Raw genomic sequence first — 17,589 nt, 5'->3', positions numbered from 1 at the left:
CAGGGGTTAAAGGGTGTCCTCGACCTTCGGGTCCCGCACCCTGACCAGCAGGGCCATGCCGGCGATCAGCACCAGCAGGATGGCCGGGACCATGTACCGCGAGTCACCGGTCAGGGCGATCCCCACGGAGATCAGGGCCGGCGTCAGGAAGGACACCGCACGGCCGGTGGTGGCATAGAGGCCGTAGATCTCCCCCGCCCGTTGCTCCGAGGTCAGCCGGCCGAGGAACGACCGGGACGAGGACTGTACGGGTCCCACGAAGAAGCACAGGAGCAGTCCGAAGATCCAGAACGCCGTGGTCGGGGTCAGGGTGATCTCCAGCCCCAGAAGCTGCGCCTCCAGGGTGCCGCTGATGAGGAAGAGGATCCCGGCAGTGATGATCAGCCCCACCAGCGACCCCATGATGACCCGCTTCGGCCCGATCCGATCGTCGATCCAGCCACCGGCGAAGGAGCCGGCGGCGGCCACCACGTTGGCGGCGATGCCGAAGATGAGAATGTCGGCCGGGTCCACGCCGTAGACCGTGGTGCCGAGAATGGCGCCGTAGGCGAAGACCGCGCCGACGCCGTCACGGAACACGGCCGAGGACGCCAGGAACCAGAAGGTGTTGCGCTGATGCCGCCACAGCCCCAGGATGGTCCGCCAGAGACGGCGGTAGGACTCGAGCAGGCTGACCTTCTCCTCCTCGCCGGAGCCCCGGTGTTCAGGGGCGCTGAAGAAGAGTGGCAGGGCGAAGACGATGAACCACAGGGCTGAGAAGAGGGCCACCACACGGATGTTCATCGCGTCGTCGTTGGTCACCCCGAGCCAGTGCGTGTCCCCCGCGATGAAGCCCACGTAGAGGATGAGCAACAGGAAGATTCCGCCCACGTAGCCGGCACCCCAGCCGATGCCGGAGACCTTGCCGATGGTCTTCGGCGTGGCCACCTGCAGCAGCATGGCGTTGTAATTCACCCCGGCGAACTCGAAGGCCACATTGGCGGCGGCGATCAGGACCACGCCGAGCAACAGGTACGCCTCGTCCGGGCGGACGAAGAAGCACAGGGCCGTGAGCAGGATGACCACGCCCGTGTTGATGCCCAGCCACAGCTTGCGCCGGCCACCCCGGTCCGAGCGCTGGCCCATCACGGGAGCGGTGAGCGCCACCACGAGGCCGCCGATCGCGTTGGCCGCGGTGAGCCACTGCGTACCCCGGTCATCCGGCCCGAACGAGTCGGAGGCCAGGTAGGTGGCGAACACGAACGTCACCATCACGGCATTGAAGGAGGCGGAGCCCCAGTCCCACAACGCCCAGGCGGTGACGTGCTTCCGGTTCAGCGGGCGGTCGATCGGACCGGCATCCGCCATGGCCGTGGGCGACGCCGGTGCGTTGGGTGTGCTCATGCGGGCATGCTACTTGGCGGCCGGGTCCGGACCGTGAACGACCGGCGACGACGCGACGGCATTCCCGCCGCCTGGCCTCCACATCAGTTGCTGGATGACACCCCGGTGTTGCGGTCTAGCACCGGGACGCGTCTCGAGGCACCGGACATCGTTCGCCTCGGACAGGACGATCCACCTGACGTGGTGTAGTGGGACTGGAGCCGCCCAGCGCAAGGGCATCACAGCCCATCGCTCACCGGTGCCAGAAGAGGATCGGGCGCAGTTCCGGCGGCTGCCACTGACCAGCCCGGCAAGAACCTGGGTGGACATGGCCCGTCTCCTGGACCTCACCGACCTCATCATCCCGACTCACCACCGGGGACGTTGACGAGGCTGGCCCTGGTGGATGCAGGCCTTCCCGAACCGGTCGTGCAGCAGCAACTGATCCTTCGAGCTGGCAAGGCGACCCCCGTCAGCGTTCGATGATGGTCCGGTGGAAGTTCTGGTGCGAGCGGGATGCCGTGGGGCCACGCTGTCCCTGGTAGCGGTTCACGTAGGGGCCGGATCCGTAGGAGTGCTCGGCCGGCGAGGACAGCTGGAAGAAGCAGAGCTGGCCGATCTTCGAGCCGGGCCACAGTTTGATCGGCAGGGTCGCCATATTGGACAGCTCGAGCGTCACGTGCCCGGAGAAGCCGGGGTCGATGAAGCCGGCGGTCGAGTGCGTCAGCAGGCCCAACCGGCCCAGCGAGCTCTTTCCCTCCAGTCGCGCCGCGATGTCGTCCGGCAACGTGACCTGCTCATAGGTGGAGCCCAGCACGAACTCCCCCGGGTGCAGGATGAACGGCTCCTCGGGATCTACCTCGACCAGCCGGGTGAGTTCCTCCTGCGGCTCGGCCGGGTCGATGTGCGCGTACTTGTGGTTGTCGAAGAGCCGGAAGAACCGGTCGAGGCGGACGTCCACGCTGGAAGGCTGGACCATGTCCAGGACCAGCGGATCCAACTGGATACGTCCGGCGCTGAGTTCGGCCCTGATGTCGCGGTCTGAGAGAAGCACCTACCCAAAGTAGCGCAGGGCCGCCCAAGGTGCAGAAGCAGTCCAGAAGCGGACAGTGCCTGAGCTCCGTGTCCCGCAGTGACCTGCGGGGGAATCCGTGTAAGCTGGACTGCGCGTGACAGGCCGATGAGGCCGTGTCCTGCGGGCGTAGCTCAATGGTAGAGCGCTTGCTTCCCAAGCAAGATACGCGGGTTCGATTCCCGTCGCCCGCTCTCTTTCTGCCCGGAGTGAGCCCCCTCCGGCCGGATCCAGCCTCCGGGGCGGAACCGCAGGGGAAGGGGATGCCGGTGTTGGAGGTCATCTCCGGATTCACGGTCGTCTGGGTGATCATCCTGGTCGGCTACGCCACCGGACGCTCCAGGGTCCTCGGCGAGCACGGTCAGCCGGTCCTGTCTCGTCTCGCCTTCTTCGTCGCCAGCCCCGCACTGCTCTTCGACACGCTCTCCGCCGCTGACGTGCAGTCCGTGCTCGGTCCGCAGCTGCTGGTCGCCGGCATCTCCGCCTTCGCCGCCGCCGGCCTGTACCTTCTGCTGGCTCGGTTCATCCTGCCGAAGCGCGACGGCTCGGAGACCGTCATCGGTGCCCTGAGCGCCTCGATGGTCAACTCTGCCAACCTGGGCATCCCCATCGCCGCCTATGTCCTCGGCGACGCCGCCCTCGCCGCCCCGGTGCTGATCTTCCAGCTCGCCATCTACACCCCCATCTACGTGGCCTCGCTGGACTCCACCACCTTGGCCGAGGCGCGCCGCCGCGCGGCGGCGGCGGACAGTGCACCGGAGCACGACGCCGGCCGCTCGTCCGGTCCGAAGCGCCCGCCCAACCGGTGGGTCGCCTTCTGGCGGCAGGTCGGCCACATCGCGGTGAATCCGATGATCATCGGCTCGGTGCTCGGACTGGTCTTCTCGGCGACCGGGTGGGTCCTGTCGGAGCCGATCGCCGAATCCGTCAGCCTGATCGCCGGCGCGTCCATCCCGGCCATGCTGCTGGCGTTCGGCATGTCCCTGGTCGGTTCCAAACCCTTCGAGAAGGCCGCCGGCCGCCGGCCGGACGTGGCACTGGCCTCCGCCATCAAGTTGCTGATCCATCCGCTGCTGGCCTGGGTCGTGGCCGGACCGCTATTCGGGATGGAGGGCAACGAGCTGCTGATCGCGGTCGTCCTGGGCTCCCTGCCCACGGCACAGAACGTGTTCGTCTCGGCCTCCCGCTATGAGACCGGCATGGTGGCCTCGAAGGACACGATCCTCATCACCACGATCGTGGCGATCCCGGCCATGATCGCCGTCGCGCTGATCTTCGCCTGAGCGCGGTCCGGGTTGGCCCGGCTCAGCCCCTGATGCCGCGGCGACGCGCGACCTTCGCCCCGGCCCGCCACAGCAGTACGAGCCAGAACGCCAGGAACGCCGCGAGGCTGATCTGCAGCAGCACCGCACCCCACGGGGCGACATCCCCGCCGGACTCGACCAGGCTGTCACCCAGGCTCATGCCGGCGTTGAAGGATGCCAGAAAGTACGCGGGCCCACCGCAGGCCAGCAGGGCCAACCCCAGCAGCGCCACGTGGACCACCGCCCCGCCGGCTCGCACCATCCAGGTCACCAGTACCGCCGTCAGGACCACGCCCAGCCCGAGGACGATGATCACCGGCGCGAGGTGGAGTGACTCGCTGGCCTCTTCCATGGCGTGGCGGATCTGCCCCAGGGTCATCCCGGGCACGGCCGCCAGCGGGTTCCACACGAGGATCTGCAACGCTGCCACGGTGGCGTAGGCCACCACCACGAGGAATACCACCACGGCCGCGTAGCGCTGCGACGAGTGCATGCTGCCCATCCTAGGATGGCAGTCATGCCAGAGGTCAGAGACGACACCGCCGCCCGGGCCGACGGTCAGCCGGCGATGGACGGACCCGGAGGACGAGACACCGGCGCACCAGGAAACCGCCGTCGCCGGACCCTGGGCCCGGCCTGGGCCTGGTGGGGCGGCGGAGCGGCGGTGGCGCTGGTGGCCGGCGGCATCGCGATCGCCACGGTGAACACCACCGTCTACTCCCCCGAGGCGCAGGTCGAGGACTACCTGGCAGCCCTCGCCGCTGGGGAGGGCGGGACCGCTGTGGCCCTGGCCTCCGGTGATACTCCCGAGCTCGCGCCCGGCACGGCCACAGATCTGTTGCAGGGTGAGCCGCTGATCTCCGGCATGGCGGCCCTCGGAGAGCTCACTGTCTCTCCCGGTGAGGACACGCCAGAGGGTCGTTCGGCGGAGGTCCTGGTCGGTTACACCGTGGACGGCGAGGAGCACAGCACCACCTTCACAGTGGAGAAGACGGGCCGCGATTGGCTCTTCTTCGATCGGTGGCGACTGGCGGAGGTGCCCGTGCAGTCGGTCCAGGTGGCGCCGACGCAGGTGCCGACCGAAGCCGCGTCCGGACCGCTGACGGCGACCGTGAACGGCGTTGAGGCTCCCCTGGTGACCGAGCAGGGGGAGACACCCGGGCGTTCCTTCGCGGTATTGCCTCCGATGGTGGTGGAGGCCGGCTTCGAGAGCACCTACCTGCAGGCCGAGCCGGCCCGGCTGATCGTGGACCACACCGCGGCCGCGGGCTCAGACGGCTCAAACGGCTCAGACAATGCCACCGGCACCGAGGCGGACACCGCCGCCCCGTCGGCGGAATCCCTCACGCTGAACCTGCCGCTGGAGTACACGGATGCCGTCTCGGCCGAGGTCAACGAGCAGTTGGACCGTTTCCTCGCCGGGTGCACGGAGCAGAAGGTCCTCAACCCCGCCGGCTGCCCCATGGGCTACGACACGGTGAACCGGATTCCGCCGGAGTCGATCGCGTGGTCCCTGGCCGGCGACCCCCAGGCCGGCGTGCACGAGCTGCCCGCCGAGGGCGACGATCCCACGGCCGTGGCTCCGCTGGAGGCGGAGGCCATCCTGTCCCTGAGCGAAATCGACTTGATGACCGGCGAACAGCGCACGGTCGAGCATCGCGAACCGTTCACGCTGGAGGCGGACCTCACCGTCACCCCGGACGTGGTGCGCTACACGCCGAACGTGCCCTGACGCCGTCGGGCAAGACGACGGTCAACGACGGGACCGCATCTCTTCCCCGGGACTTTTGACGCCGCTACGGTGGTCGCACCAGATGCGCATGACGGAACGGTGTTCATGATGCGCAACGTCTGGCGAGGCGGTCCGGCCGTCGCCGCGGCAGCCTCCCCGCCGCCCACAGCGCCCAGAGGATGACCCCCATGCAGAACACTCACCCGAACGTCCCCTCGATCGACCAACAGGACCGCACTGTCCCGATCAACCTCCGGCAGTCCGGCCCCACGCCGGTCCAGATGCTGATCGACACCCGCGTGCGCAAGTCCCCCTATTGGCAGCTGTCCATGGAGGCCGGCTGCTGGCGGGCCTCCGTCTACAACCGCATGTACCACCCCCGTGGCTACGTGCCGCCGGAGGACGGCGGCATGATGGTCGAGTACGACTCCCTCGTGAACCACGTAACCCTGTGGAACGTGGCCGTGGAGCGCCAGATCCGCGTGCTCGGCCCCGAGGCGGAGGCCTTCGTGGACTTCGTCATCACGCGCGACGCCACCAAGATCCCCGCGATGCACGCCCGCTACGTGATCCTGTGCAACGAGGCCGGCGGCGTGCTCAACGACCCGGTGCTGCTGCGCGTGGCCGAGGACGAGTTCTGGTTCAGCCTCTCCGACTCCGACCTGCTGTTCTGGCTGCAGGGGGTCAACGTGGGCCGCCGGTTCAACGTGGACATCCGCGAGATCGATGTCTCCCCCGTGCAGGTCCAGGGCCCGAAGTCCCTGGCGCTGATGACGGACCTCTTCGGCCCGGCCGTGGCCGAGTTGCCGTCCTACGGGCTGCTGGCCGGCGAGGTGGCCGGCTGCCCCGTGATCGTCTCCCAGACCGGGTTCTCCGGGGAGAAGGGCTACGAGATCTACCTCAAGGACTCCACCCTGCACGCCGAGACGATGTGGAATGCGGTCCTGGAGGCCGGCAGGCCCCACCAGCTGGCCGTCGTCGCCCCCGCCCACCACCGGCGGATCGCCGCGGGCATCCTCTCCTGGGGCCAGGACCTGGACCAGGAGACCCTGCCCTTCCAGGCCAACCTCGGCTACCAGGTGCCCCGGCAGAAGACCGCCGACTACATCGGCAAGGCCGCCCTGGAGGCAGCCCGCGCGCGGATCGAGGCCGGCACCCCGCCGTACACCCACCAGCTGGTCGGGATGCGGCTCGGCGGCAGGCCCATCGACGACTACGCCCCGGACTTCTGGCTCATCAGCGTCTCGTCTGCCGCGCAGAAGGCTGGGGAGAACACCGGGCACGACGCCGGCCCGGGCGAGCCGGTCGGTTACGTCACCTCCCCCTGGTTCTCGCCGGAGCTCGGCCACAACATCGCGATGGGCTACGTACCGGTGGGGCTCACCGCGGTGGGCACCGAACTGTGGGTGCACCTGCCCGAGCAGTACGCGGAGGAGACCGGCCGGCCCGTGGCGGCCGAGGTGGTAGAGGTGCCGTTCCGCCCCTCGGTCAACCCGAACCAGCGGGAGATCCTGCGCCAACGGGGGCTGGATGCCGCCGTCTGAAATGGAACCGGCCGAGAACGGTGGCGCCGGTGGCGTGCAGTCCGTGGACCGGGCTGCCACGGTGCTGCAGATCCTGGCGCGCGAGGGCCAGGCCGGGGTCAGCGACATCGCCGCGGAGATGGGGATCCACAAGTCCACCGTCTCCCGACTGCTGGCGGCCCTGGTGGCCCGCGAGCTCGTGCAGCAGGACCAGGGCCGGGGCAAGTATCAGCTGGGGTTCGGCATCCTGCGTCTGGCCGCCGCGATCCCGGGGCGGCTGAACCTGGTCCAGGAGGCCGGTCCGTTCCTGCGGGAGCTGGCCGCGAGCGCCCGGGAGACGGTGAACCTGGCCGTGCTCCGGTCCGGTTACGCTGTCAACGTGGACCAGGCCCGGGGGCCCTCCACCCTGGGCACCCAGGACTGGGTGGGCAGCCTGACACCCCTGCACGCCACGAGCTCTGGCAAGGTGCTGCTGGCCGCCCTGACTGCCGAGGAACGGGGCGCCCTGCTGACCGGCAGCCGTCTGCCGCGGTTCACCTCCCGGACCCTGACCAGCCGGGCCCGACTGGAGGAGGAGTTGCTCGCGGTGGCCCACGCCGGCTTCGCCACCACATGGGAGGAGTACGAGATCGGGCTGGTCTCCCTCGCCGTCCCGGTCCGCGATCACCGCGGTGTGGTGATCGCCGCCATCAGCGTCTCAGGCCCGGAGTTCCGCTTCGACCCCGAGGATGCCGGGATCCTGACCCAGCTCAAGGACGCCGGCCTCGCCGTCAGCCAGCAGGTGGGCTACTCCCCCGTTTGATTCCAGGGTTGGCGTTGTGATCGACAAGCGAAAGTCCTGCAGCTTCTCTCGACCGGATCCGAGGCCGAGAACCGGGATGATGAAAATTCGAGGCCGTCGTGTTCGCGGTACCTGCGAATCCGCCGGTGCGGACGACTCCCCCATGGTGGAGGCCGTGCGGCCGGATGTCGGGGAGGGTCAGTGGCCGGGTCCGGTGACGATCCTGTTCCGCTCGGATGCGTGTGCGCCACCCTTCTTCGCAAGTGTGGAGCATGCCTCCTCGATGTCTCGGGCGAGCGTGTCGACGTGCTCGCGGCTCAACGTCTCCTTGACCAGGGCTCGCATGATCGTCACGTCCTGGGCATTCGGCGGCAGGGTGTATGCCGGCACCATCCAGCCGCGCTCGGCCGCGAGCTGCCAGGCGATGTCGAACTCGTCGTACCCGGTGTCCTCGGCGAGCCGGAACGCGACCAGGGGAAGTTGCTCCGCGTCGACGCCGATGAGCTCGAATCCGCCCATGGCGTCCAACTTCCCGGCGAGGACGCGGGCGTTGGCCTGCATATTCCGCATGATGTAGGTGTAGCCGGCACGTCCATAGCGGACGAAGTTGTAGTACTGGGCCAGAACCATCGCCGAGCCCGTGGAGAAGTTCAGGGTGAAGGTCGAGTCGGTCTTGCCGAGGTAGTTCTCCTCGAAGACGAGGTCCTTGGCCAGGTCGGCAGCCTCCCGGAAGATCAGCCAGCCGATGCCGGGATAGACCAGCCCGAACTTGTGACCGGAGACATTGATCGAGCGGACCTGTTCGAGCCGGAAGTCCCACTCGGAGTCCGGGTAGAGGAAGGGCCAAACGAATCCCCCACTGGCCGCGTCCACGTGCAGCGGCACATCCAGGCCGCGCTCACGCTTGATCCGGACCAGCAGGTCGTTGATGCCGATGATGTCGTCCTTGTGGCCGGTGAACGTGGTACCCAGCACTGCGGCGACGCCGATGGTGTTCTCATCGACATGGGGATGCACATCGTCGGGGCCGATCGTGTACTTCCCCGGCCGCAGTGGCACGATCCGCGGCTCGACGTCGAAATAGCGGCAGAACTTCTCCCACACGACGTGCACATCGCCGCCGAACACCAGGTTGGGGCTTGACGTCGGGGCGCCGGCGGCCTCGCGGCGCTTGCGCCAGTTCCACTTCAGGGAAAGCCCGCCGAGCATGATCGCCTCCGACGATCCCTGGGTTCGGGCTCCCGTCGTCTCGCCGGGCGCGTGGAAGAGGTCGGCGAGCATCCGGATGCAGCGCTGCTCGATCTCGGCCGTGCGGGGATATTCGGCGTGGTCGATGAAATTGCGGTGCAGGTTCGCCGCGATGATCCGCTGGGCCTCCGGCTCCATCCAGGTCGTCACGAAGGTTGCCAGGTTCCGGGCCGGATCACCCTCCAACGCCAGGTCCTCCGACACCAGCCGGAAGGCGTCTTGGGCGGGCATGCCGGTGTACGGGAACTCCCGGGTCGGGACCTCCTCGGTGACGAATCGGTTGCCGAACAGCGCCGCGTCGGCATCGGTCGGCTGGTAATTTTCTGACATCACTTCTCCTTCAGAGACTGTTGACAAGGGGTTATGGAAGAATTCTCCGGTCCACGGGAACAGAGACGCCGATGGATCCCGGACTCAGCATCAGCATCGCGCCGGTGAGGAAGCATAGGGCTCCCACGAGTGTGCCGAGATTGGACAGCTGGGCGTTCCAGACATCGCCGGTCGCCGGGATGATGAAGGCCGCGACGGCCGAGATGCCGAACGCCACGGAGCCGGCCATGTTGATCGCCGCGATCTTCCACACCCGGGGCCTGGGCCGGCCGGCGATGGCGCGACCGGCAGCCCGCAGCGCCACACCACTGGCAACGAGGAAGGCGGCTGACCCCAGGGCGTCGGGCCGCCACACCCGTTGCTCGGTCAGTTCCGCGGTGAGATTCACTGCCATCGCGTTGGCCGTGCTCCAGTTGAACCACAGCGTGCCGGCGAGTTGAACCGCGCCGGCGAGCCAGTCGGGATCCCGCGGCGCCCAGACCCAGAACGCGTGGCGCCGCGTGGCACCGGCGACTGGGAGTGCGTCAACGGCTTCCCGGTACTGCAGGAACGCTGCGCAGGTGAAGAACAGCGAACCGACGAAGAACGTGGCTGCACCCCAACGCGATCCCACGGCCCCGGCGTACCACGGCACCGCCCCCACTGCGAACAGGCCCGAGCCGATGATGAACAACCAGGCGATCCTCCGGTCACGTCCGGTTGAACGGCCCGTGCTCGAGACCTCTGTTGCGTGCTGGACCGTCAAGGGAGTCCGATGGTGGACGCTGCCGGCACCGTCGGGGGCCACGGACGCCCTCGGGCCCGGGGCCGGGAGCACCGTGGTGATCACGAAGGCCACCGCCACGGCCACCACCACTTGGGGCGTCACGGCAACTCCGTCCACTCCCAGCAGCAACGTGGCCAGCAGCGTCGACGTCAACGGCAGTCGCAGCATGGCTGCGCACATGGCGCCCATGCCCATGCCGATCCCTGCCGCGAGATCCATTCCGGGCAGTCCACTGGCAGCAATTCCGAGCGCCGCACCGATGAACATCGAGGGAAAGACCGGCCCACCGCGAAACGCGCTCAGCGAGAGCGCGTAGACCAAGGTCTTGCAGGCGATCAGCAGGACCAGCACGGCAAGGGAGTAGTCCGCGGCGTGTTCGACCAACTCCGGAAGTGCATCTTGCCCCGAGAACAAGACCTGCGTGAAGCTGCGCCCGGAGATCAGCTGGTACGCCATGGCCGTGAGACCGATCAGCAAGCCGAGCGCAGACGTCACCAGCACCCGGTTCAGGTGCACGACCGGACGAAGCGACAGCGCGATCCAACGGATCAACCATCCCAACAGCGCGCCGACCGCGCCCATGATCACCGCCCAACCCAACATCGCCACCGTCGGGGCCACCGCAGGCGGCACCACGGGCAGTGCTAGCGAGAAGCTGCCCCACCCGGTCCAGCCGTCCAAGCCCACGAAGACCAGCGCCCCGATGCCGGACGCGAGCAGTCCGGGCAGGGCCATCAGGCTCAGCCTCATCCCCCCGATCCCGGCAGCCTCCATGATGAGGAAGGCGCCGAGCACGGGGGAACCGAGCAGCGTGCTGATCGCTGCGAAGCTGCCGGCCGAGGCCATGATTGTCAGGGCCATCGGCGGGGCGTCCTTCCTCACCAGGTGCACCGCCAGTGCCCCGAGTCCGCCACCGATCGCGATCAGCGGCCCCTCTGGTCCGAGCACCGCCCCGAGGCTGAGCGTGGTCAGCGCCGCGAGAACGATGCCCACGAGCTCCCGGCAGCTGGGCGGGCCACTGCCCGTGGTGAATCCGAAGGCGGGCGAGTGGCCTCCGGTTCCCGGAAGATACCGGATGGTCAACGCCGTCAACAGCCCGCAGAGCACCAACCACGGAACCGGCCACCACGCCGGGGCAGCACCCCCGAGGAGGTGATGCGGCAGCCCGACGAAGACAGACCGCTGGAGTATTGCGACCACTGCGAGAAACCCGTACGCCATGATCGAGACGGGAACGCCCAGGACCGCTGCCAGCACGAGCGCGGAGATGTACGGTCTGGGACGCATCACGGCGACCGGATCGATACTGAGAGGCGACGCGGCGGGCTCGCTCATGCCCGGCCGCCCCGGGCGGATTCGGCCATCGTCCGCCCTGAGGCCGTCCCCCGGTAAACGGAGGCGCCGAAAGGGCCGGATGAGCGGGTTGCGCGGCAGAGTCTGAGCATTCCCTCTCCTTCCGCTGGCCCTCCGTTTGACGGCGGAGCCCTCAGCGAGGTCTCCTGGCGAGCAAGGCTGGTCAATCACGTTTTTTGAGCCCGGTCGATCACCAAGTCTCCAAGCTAATGCGTCCAGGTGGTGCGGTCGTCACCCCATGAGGGTGAGAGAGAACCGGTTTCAAACGGTGCTCTCCATGACGGTGCTGATGCGCGGCGTGGCCCACCAGGCCGCCGGGCGTGCGCCCGGCTGGCGGCTAAGAATGTCCGTCGACTTGTGTTCGCCGTCCACCATGCGGGTGACCCATCGGTCCAAGGGGCCATCGCCGTCGTGATCGCCCGGAGGCAGACTACGGTCAGTCACGTCGCCGCTGACGTGAGCCTGCCCGAGGTCTGAAGGTGGCCGGCCCGTGCCTGTCAGGTCGTCCGTGGCGACACCAAGTTCCTCTCCTGACGTCGCTGAGTCGTTGCATGCGGTCCCGTGAATCGTCCCTGGTTTGGTGGTACGCCTCGACGGCCAGGTGGGGGCGGCCCTCGGTCTTGCCGGACGAGTGGCTAGCCCCGCAGCCGCTTCCCGTCCGGATCCACCAGCGGCTCCGCCGTCACGGTGGCCGGGACCATCCGGTCGAAGGAGCGGATGGCAACGGCGTCACCCACGCCCACCGAGGCCGGTAGCCAGGCATAGGCGATCGGCCGGTGCACGGTATACCCGTAGGCGGCACTCGTCGTGTGGCCCACCGCCTCCTCCCCCACGAACACGGGGTCCGAGCCCATCACCACCGTGGTGGCATCGTCCACCGTCAGGCACCGCAGAGCACGACGACGGCCGTTCGCCACAGCGCCCGGCCCACCTGGGGACGCCTCGGCCTGCGCACCGCCGCGCAGCCGATCCACCGCCTCCTCACCCACATACCCGCTCCGGTCCTTCCGCACCGCGAAGCCCAGCCCGGCGGACCACGGGTCGTGCTCGGTGTCCATGTCCGTCCCCCACGCCCGGTACCCCTTCTCGATCCGCAGGCTGTTGAACGCCGCGCGCCCGGCGGCCACAACCCCCATAGCGCGCCCCGCCGACCACAGCGCGTCCCAGAGTTCCAGGCCCTCGGCGGTGTCGGCGTAGATCTCCCAGCCGAGCTCGCCCACATAGGAGACCCGCAGTATCCGCACTTCGATCCCCGCGACCGAGGTGACGGCCGCGCGGAAGTAGCGCAGGCCGTCGTCGGACAGGTCCGTCTCCGTGAGCAGCTGGACCAGGTCCCGGGCCCGCGGGCCCCACACACCGATGCAGCAGGTGCGGTCGGTGAGGTCCTCCACCCGGACCTCACCCCGCTCGGAACCAGTCCCGGCCGCGGCGTTCCAGTCCGCGGCGGCCCGCGCCAGGTACGCGGCATCGATCCCGCCGTTGGCCCCGACCTGGAACACGTCCTGCCCCACGCGGGCCACCGTGACGTCGCTGCGGATCCCGCCGGCCTCGGTCAGCATCAGGGCATAGCCCACGGAGCCGACGGCACGGTCCACCCGTCCTGTGGTCAGCTGCTCCAACAGGCCCACGGCGCCGGGTCCGGAGACCTCGAGCCGGCGCAGGGACGTGAGGTCGAACAGGGCCACGTTCGTCCGGGTGGCATAGGCCTCGGCGGCGGAGACCGGGGAGTCGTAGCGCCCGGTCCATCCCGCCCGCTCCGGCGGCACCCACTCGGCGGGCAGCTTCTCCAGCAGGGCCCGGTTGGCCTCGAACCAGTGCGGACGCTCCCAGCCGCCGGACTCCAGGAAGGACGCGCCGAGCTCCACCTGCCGGTCGTAGAACGGGGAGAGCCGCAACCGGCGCGGGGAGAGCCGCGGCTCGAGCGGATGCTTGATGTCGTAGACCTCCACGAAGGCCTGCTGGGAGGTCTCGAGCACGTAGTCGCCGGCCAGCTGCACCTCCTCGAAGCGCGCGATGTCCAGCTCCCGGAGGTCCGTCTCCGAGCCGCCGTTCACGATCAGCTCCGCCACGGCCCGCGCCACCCCGGCCGAATGCGTCACCCAGACCGCCTCGGCCAGGAAGAACCCGCGCAGCTCGGACGACTCCCCCACCAGGGAACCGCCATCCGGGGTGAAGGAGAAGATGCCGTTGAACCCCTCCCGCACCTCCGTCTCCCGCAGGTCCGGCAACAGCTCCCGGCTGGCGGCCCACGGCCCCTCGAAGTCCGCCGGGGTGAACGGCAGCTTCGAGGGCATCGCCCCGGTCACGGCGTCGTACTGCGGCAGGTCCTGGATCCGGGCGGGCATCGGCCGGTGGGCGTAGGAGCCGATCCCCAGCCGCGTCCCGATCTGCCGGAAGTACAGGTCTTCCCCCTGGTGCCGCAGGATCGGCAGGCGTGCGGTGTTCCCGGTCCCGACGGCGGCACCCTCGCCCGCCCGGCCGGAGGCCTCTCCGGTCCGGTCCCGCCACCGCCGCAGCGCGGGGACCTCGGAGGTGGTCACGTACTGGTGGGCCAACGGCACCAGGGGCACCCGGACTCCGGCCAGTTCCCCGATCTGCGGCCCCCAGAACCCTGCGGCGCTCACCACCACGTCGGCGGCGAGCACCTCGCCGTCTCGAGCACCGCCTCCAGCACCGTCTCCACCCCCGGCACCGGAGGTGCGTACCCCGGTGACCCGGCCGGCGTCGCTCTCCAGGCCCGTGACCGTGACGCGTTCGAGGAACCGGGCCCCACGGGCCTCGGCGCGGGCCCGCAGCGCCTCGACGGCAAGGACGGAGGAGGCCAGCCCGTCCGTGGGCACGTGGAGGGCGCCGAGGATCCGCCCGGCGTGCAGCAGCGGATGCAGGGCGGCCGCCGGCCCCGGGTCCAGCACCGTGGCCTCCAGTCCCCACGCCACGGCGAAGTTGGCGCGGCGGTGCAGCTCGGCGAGGCGTTCGGCGGTGGTGGCCACCTCGAGGCCACCGACCGGATTGAACGCGGGCTCGCCGGTGCCGGGGTCCATCAGCGAGGCGAGCTTGGTCCGCGTGTAGGCGGCGAGCCGGGTCATGGCACGGGAGGGGTTGGTCTGGAAGACGAGCCCGGGGGCATGGGACGTGGAGCCGCCGGTGAGCGGGATCGGTCCCCGGTCCAGGACGGTGATGTCCGTCCAGCCACACGCGGTGAGCTCGTCGGCCAGGTTCGCGCCGACGATCCCGGCGCCGATGATCACGACCCGGGGGGACTTCGAGAGTGTGTGCATGTTCCGCATCCCTCAACAGCGTTCACGTACTGCAACCGTGAACCCCGGGTGAGGGGTGCGTCAAGGAATCCCGGCGCGAAGACCGGCCAAGGCCTGCGAAGACCTGCGACGTCCGGCTGAGGCCTGCGTGGGTTTAGTGGGCGCCGCGGTCGGACAGCGACTTGCCCCAGGCCTCGATGGCCTCCCAGTTGCGGAAGTCGCCGTACTGGCCCTTGACCAGCTTGATGCTCAGCTTGTCCAGGAAGCCGAGCTTCTCCTCCGTCAGGGCGCCGCGCAGGTAGGCGGTGTCGCGGGGTCCGTAGGACTCGATGGTGGCCTGCAGCCGCGGGTTGATCGAGGGCGCGGCGCCGGAGGCGAGGATGAACAGGGACTTGTCCGCCAGCTCGGCCCGATGGGTGTCCAGGAACGCCTTGCCGGTCTTGTCCAGCGCATTACGGTAGATCGGCAGGGCCACCACGACGGCCTCGACCGTCGCGAGCCACTTCGGGGCGTCCTTCGGGTGCTCCACCACGGTGGTCACGCCCTTGTTCACGCGCAGGACCTGGGCGATCCGTTCGGCGATCTCTCGGGTGGATCCGTGCTGTGAGGAGGCTACAACCAGGGTGGTCATGGGACATCGGCCGCCTTCGGGTGTCGGGTGCGGTGCTGGCGCTTGTCAGTGTATCCCGCGCAGGTCCAGGTCCAGGCGGGTCTCCGGCGCCGGACCGCCTGCAGCGGTCCCGGCCGCAGCCGCTGTCGCCGAGTCGGACTCCGTCTCGGCGCCGCCGGTTCCGGGGTGCACGGTCACCGGGATGCCCCAGTCCTGCTGGTAGAGGTGGCAGGCGGCATGGTCCGGGATCGGCTGTCCCTTCTCGCCGTCACAGGAGGCGGCGCGCGCGGTGATGTGCAGGACGCCCTCCGCCACCTCGGGGTTGATCCGCAGGGTGCGGTGCAGTCCGGTCGAGGTTCCGTCGCCGCCCAGGAGCAGGTTCTCCGGGGAGGAGGAGATCTTCAGCTGCGTGGGGTCGCCCCAGCGGTCGTCCAGCTTCTGCCCGGTGGGGGCCTTGAAGGCCACCGCCAGCTCCACCTCCCCGGCGGCGATGGCGGTCCGGGGACGCTGGGTCTGCAGGGCGCCCTCGTCCACCTGCAGGTATTCCTCCGGAACGGACAGCCGCACCAGCTGGTGGGCGTTGGTCTCCACCACCACGATCGAGGCGGGGTTCCCCTCGGCGTCGGGTTCGACCAGGATGTCCGAGGGCTCCTTCAGCCCGCGGGCCAGGGTGGACACCTCGGCCTCCGTGGCGCGGCCGTCAGCGGCCACCCCGGCCGGGGCATACCGGCGGATGGCCCCGTTGTAGGTGTCCGCCACCAGCACGGAGCCGTCCGGCAGGGCGGCCACGCCCAGCGGGTGCTGGAAGCGCGCCTGCTCGGCGGCCCCGTCGCGGAAGCCGAAATCGAACAGTCCGGTCCCGACGGCGGAGTCCACCTGGCGTCCCCGCGCCTCCGAGCCGGTGGCCGGCGCACCGCCCGGGGTGATGGACCGCAGGGCGGAGGACTCGGAGTCCGCCAGCCACAGGGTGCCGTCCGCCGACTCGGCCAGTCCGGAGGTCTGGGCGAACCAGGCCACGTCCGGAGCGCCGTCCTCGAGGCCTTCCAGGCCGGTGCCGGCGTAGACGGCGAGTTCCGCGGTACGGGGGTCGAAGCTGAAGATCTGGTGGGTGCCGGCCATGGCCACGATGAGGGTGTCCTCGGCGGTGGACCAGAGCACGTCCCACGGGCTGGAGAGGGAGGTCTGCAGCGGATCGGTGCCGAACGGCTCAAGAGACACCGACGCTTCGCCCTCGCCGGATCCGGCGTCCGCGGAGCCGCGGGCCCGCTCCGGATCGATCAGGCGCTGCACGCCGTTGCCGGCCAGGGTGGTCACGGTCCCGTCCGCCAGGTGCACGCCGCGCAGCCGGTGATTGACGGTGTCCGCCACCACCACGTCGTAGCCCACCGCGGCGGCCACGTCCTCCGGCAGCAGGGTCAGGCCCTGCGGCTCGTTGAAGAGGGCTGTCTGCGGCCCGCCGTCCGTGATGCCCTTGCTGCCCCCGCCGATGGTCCGCAGCACGGTGGTCAGGTCTTCGCCGAGTTCGACGAGCCGGTGGTGGCCGGTGTCCGCCACCAGGAACGTGCCGGGTTGCGAGCCGCGGGCGCCCAGGGCGATGGCCTTGCCGGGGAACTTCAGATCACGGGACACCGGTTCCGGCGGGACGTAAGGGCCGTTGCCGCGGTGCAGGGTGCCCTTGGCCTCGTGCTCCGCCACCAGCTCGTTGACGAGGGAGGTCAGCCCGGCCACGTGGCCCTCACCGGAGAGGTGTGCGGCGATGTAGCCCTCGGGGTCCACCACCACCAGGGTGGGCCACGCGCGGGCCGAGTAGGCCTGCCACGTGGTGAGGGTCGGATCGTCCAGCACGGGGTGCTGGACGTCATAGCGTTCCACGGCGGCGGCGAGCGCGTCCGGGTCCGCCTCGTGGTCGAACTTGGGCGAGTGCACGCCCACGGTCACGAGCACGTCATGGAACTCCGCCTCCAGGGGCCGCAGCTCATCCAGCACGTGCAGGCAGTTGACACAACAGAAGGACCAGAAGTCCAGGATCACAATTTTGCCGCGCAGCGACTCCAGGTCCAGGGCCGTGCCGCCCGTGTTCAGCCAACTCCGGCCGACCAGCTCGGAGGCACGCACTCGGGACGAGGCCCGGGGAGTGACCACGGCGGGAGCGGCATCAACGGGGGCTGCTGTGGTGACCGGCTGGTCGGCAGAGGTGCTCATGGGCTCCATTCTCGCCCCGGCCTCACCTCGGTGGCCAACGCATGAAGTC

Annotated in this window: 12 protein-coding genes and 1 tRNA gene; 5 read left to right on the top strand and 8 right to left on the bottom strand. The window is 69.4% G+C overall.

The genetic code is table 11. The features are described from left to right. Nucleotides 1-6 precede the first annotated feature (6 nt). Nucleotides 7-1,383, bottom strand: a complete 1,377-nt coding sequence (locus tag AB0333_RS10620) for an MFS transporter (RefSeq protein ID WP_366218653.1) — start codon at nucleotides 1,381-1,383, stop codon at nucleotides 7-9. A gap of 451 nt (nucleotides 1,384-1,834) precedes the next feature. Beyond that, complete coding sequence (gene dcd / locus AB0333_RS10615; protein ID WP_366218652.1) at nucleotides 1,835-2,416, bottom strand: dCTP deaminase; 582 nt, start codon at nucleotides 2,414-2,416, stop codon at nucleotides 1,835-1,837. Nucleotides 2,417-2,557: 141 nt separating this feature from the next. On the opposite strand from dcd, the gene AB0333_RS10610 reads away from it, so the two are divergent. Continuing rightward, nucleotides 2,558-2,628, top strand: a tRNA-Gly gene (locus AB0333_RS10610). 75 nt (nucleotides 2,629-2,703) lie between these two features. Further along, nucleotides 2,704-3,717, top strand: coding sequence for an AEC family transporter (locus tag AB0333_RS10605; protein WP_366218717.1), 1,014 nt, complete (start codon nucleotides 2,704-2,706; stop codon nucleotides 3,715-3,717). 22 nt (nucleotides 3,718-3,739) lie between these two features. Here AB0333_RS10605 and AB0333_RS10600 read toward each other — a convergent pair whose 3' ends face one another. Then, nucleotides 3,740-4,231, bottom strand: a complete 492-nt coding sequence (locus tag AB0333_RS10600; RefSeq protein WP_366218651.1) for a hypothetical protein — start codon at nucleotides 4,229-4,231, stop codon at nucleotides 3,740-3,742. 24 nt (nucleotides 4,232-4,255) lie between these two features. On the opposite strand from AB0333_RS10600, the gene AB0333_RS10595 reads away from it, so the two are divergent. From AB0333_RS10595 to AB0333_RS10585, 3 genes are all read left to right on the top strand, one after another. After that, complete coding sequence (locus AB0333_RS10595; protein WP_366218650.1) at nucleotides 4,256-5,470, top strand: hypothetical protein; 1,215 nt, start codon at nucleotides 4,256-4,258, stop codon at nucleotides 5,468-5,470. A gap of 188 nt (nucleotides 5,471-5,658) precedes the next feature. Then, a complete protein-coding gene (locus AB0333_RS10590) occupies nucleotides 5,659-7,014 on the top strand; it encodes a glycine cleavage T C-terminal barrel domain-containing protein (protein ID WP_366218649.1) in 1,356 nt (451 codons plus the stop codon). Then, the gene (locus AB0333_RS10585) at nucleotides 7,001-7,795 is read left to right on the top strand and encodes an IclR family transcriptional regulator (protein WP_366218648.1); all 795 of its coding nucleotides are present in this window, start codon (nucleotides 7,001-7,003) and stop codon (nucleotides 7,793-7,795) included. Before AB0333_RS10590 ends, AB0333_RS10585 begins: the two co-directional genes overlap by 14 nt. 177 nt (nucleotides 7,796-7,972) lie before the next feature. Here AB0333_RS10585 and AB0333_RS10580 read toward each other — a convergent pair whose 3' ends face one another. The 5 genes from AB0333_RS10580 to AB0333_RS10560 form a co-directional block, all read right to left on the bottom strand. After that, a complete protein-coding gene (locus AB0333_RS10580; protein WP_366218647.1) occupies nucleotides 7,973-9,352 on the bottom strand; it encodes a glutamate decarboxylase in 1,380 nt (459 codons plus the stop codon). A gap of 31 nt (nucleotides 9,353-9,383) precedes the next feature. Continuing rightward, complete coding sequence (locus tag AB0333_RS10575) at nucleotides 9,384-11,405, bottom strand: chloride channel protein (RefSeq protein ID WP_366218646.1); 2,022 nt, start codon at nucleotides 11,403-11,405, stop codon at nucleotides 9,384-9,386. Between the two features lie 701 nt (nucleotides 11,406-12,106). After that, complete coding sequence (locus AB0333_RS10570) at nucleotides 12,107-14,749, bottom strand: FAD-dependent oxidoreductase (protein WP_366218645.1); 2,643 nt, start codon at nucleotides 14,747-14,749, stop codon at nucleotides 12,107-12,109. 133 nt (nucleotides 14,750-14,882) lie between these two features. Then, nucleotides 14,883-15,359: a flavodoxin domain-containing protein gene (locus tag AB0333_RS10565; RefSeq protein WP_366218644.1), complete on the bottom strand. Its 477-nt coding sequence runs from the start codon at nucleotides 15,357-15,359 to the stop codon at nucleotides 14,883-14,885. 45 nt (nucleotides 15,360-15,404) lie between these two features. Beyond that, on the bottom strand, nucleotides 15,405-17,540 hold the full coding sequence (locus tag AB0333_RS10560) for an NHL domain-containing thioredoxin family protein (protein ID WP_366218643.1): 2,136 nt from the start codon (nucleotides 17,538-17,540) through the stop codon (nucleotides 15,405-15,407). Between the last annotated feature and the right edge of the window lie 49 nt (nucleotides 17,541-17,589).

Origin of the sequence: Citricoccus sp. NPDC079358 (assembly GCF_040702545.1) — a bacterium.
GTDB lineage: Bacteria > Actinomycetota > Actinomycetes > Actinomycetales > Micrococcaceae > Citricoccus.
Note: the sequence above shows the minus strand (reverse complement) of the source record. Positions and strands in the feature narration are given on the sequence as shown.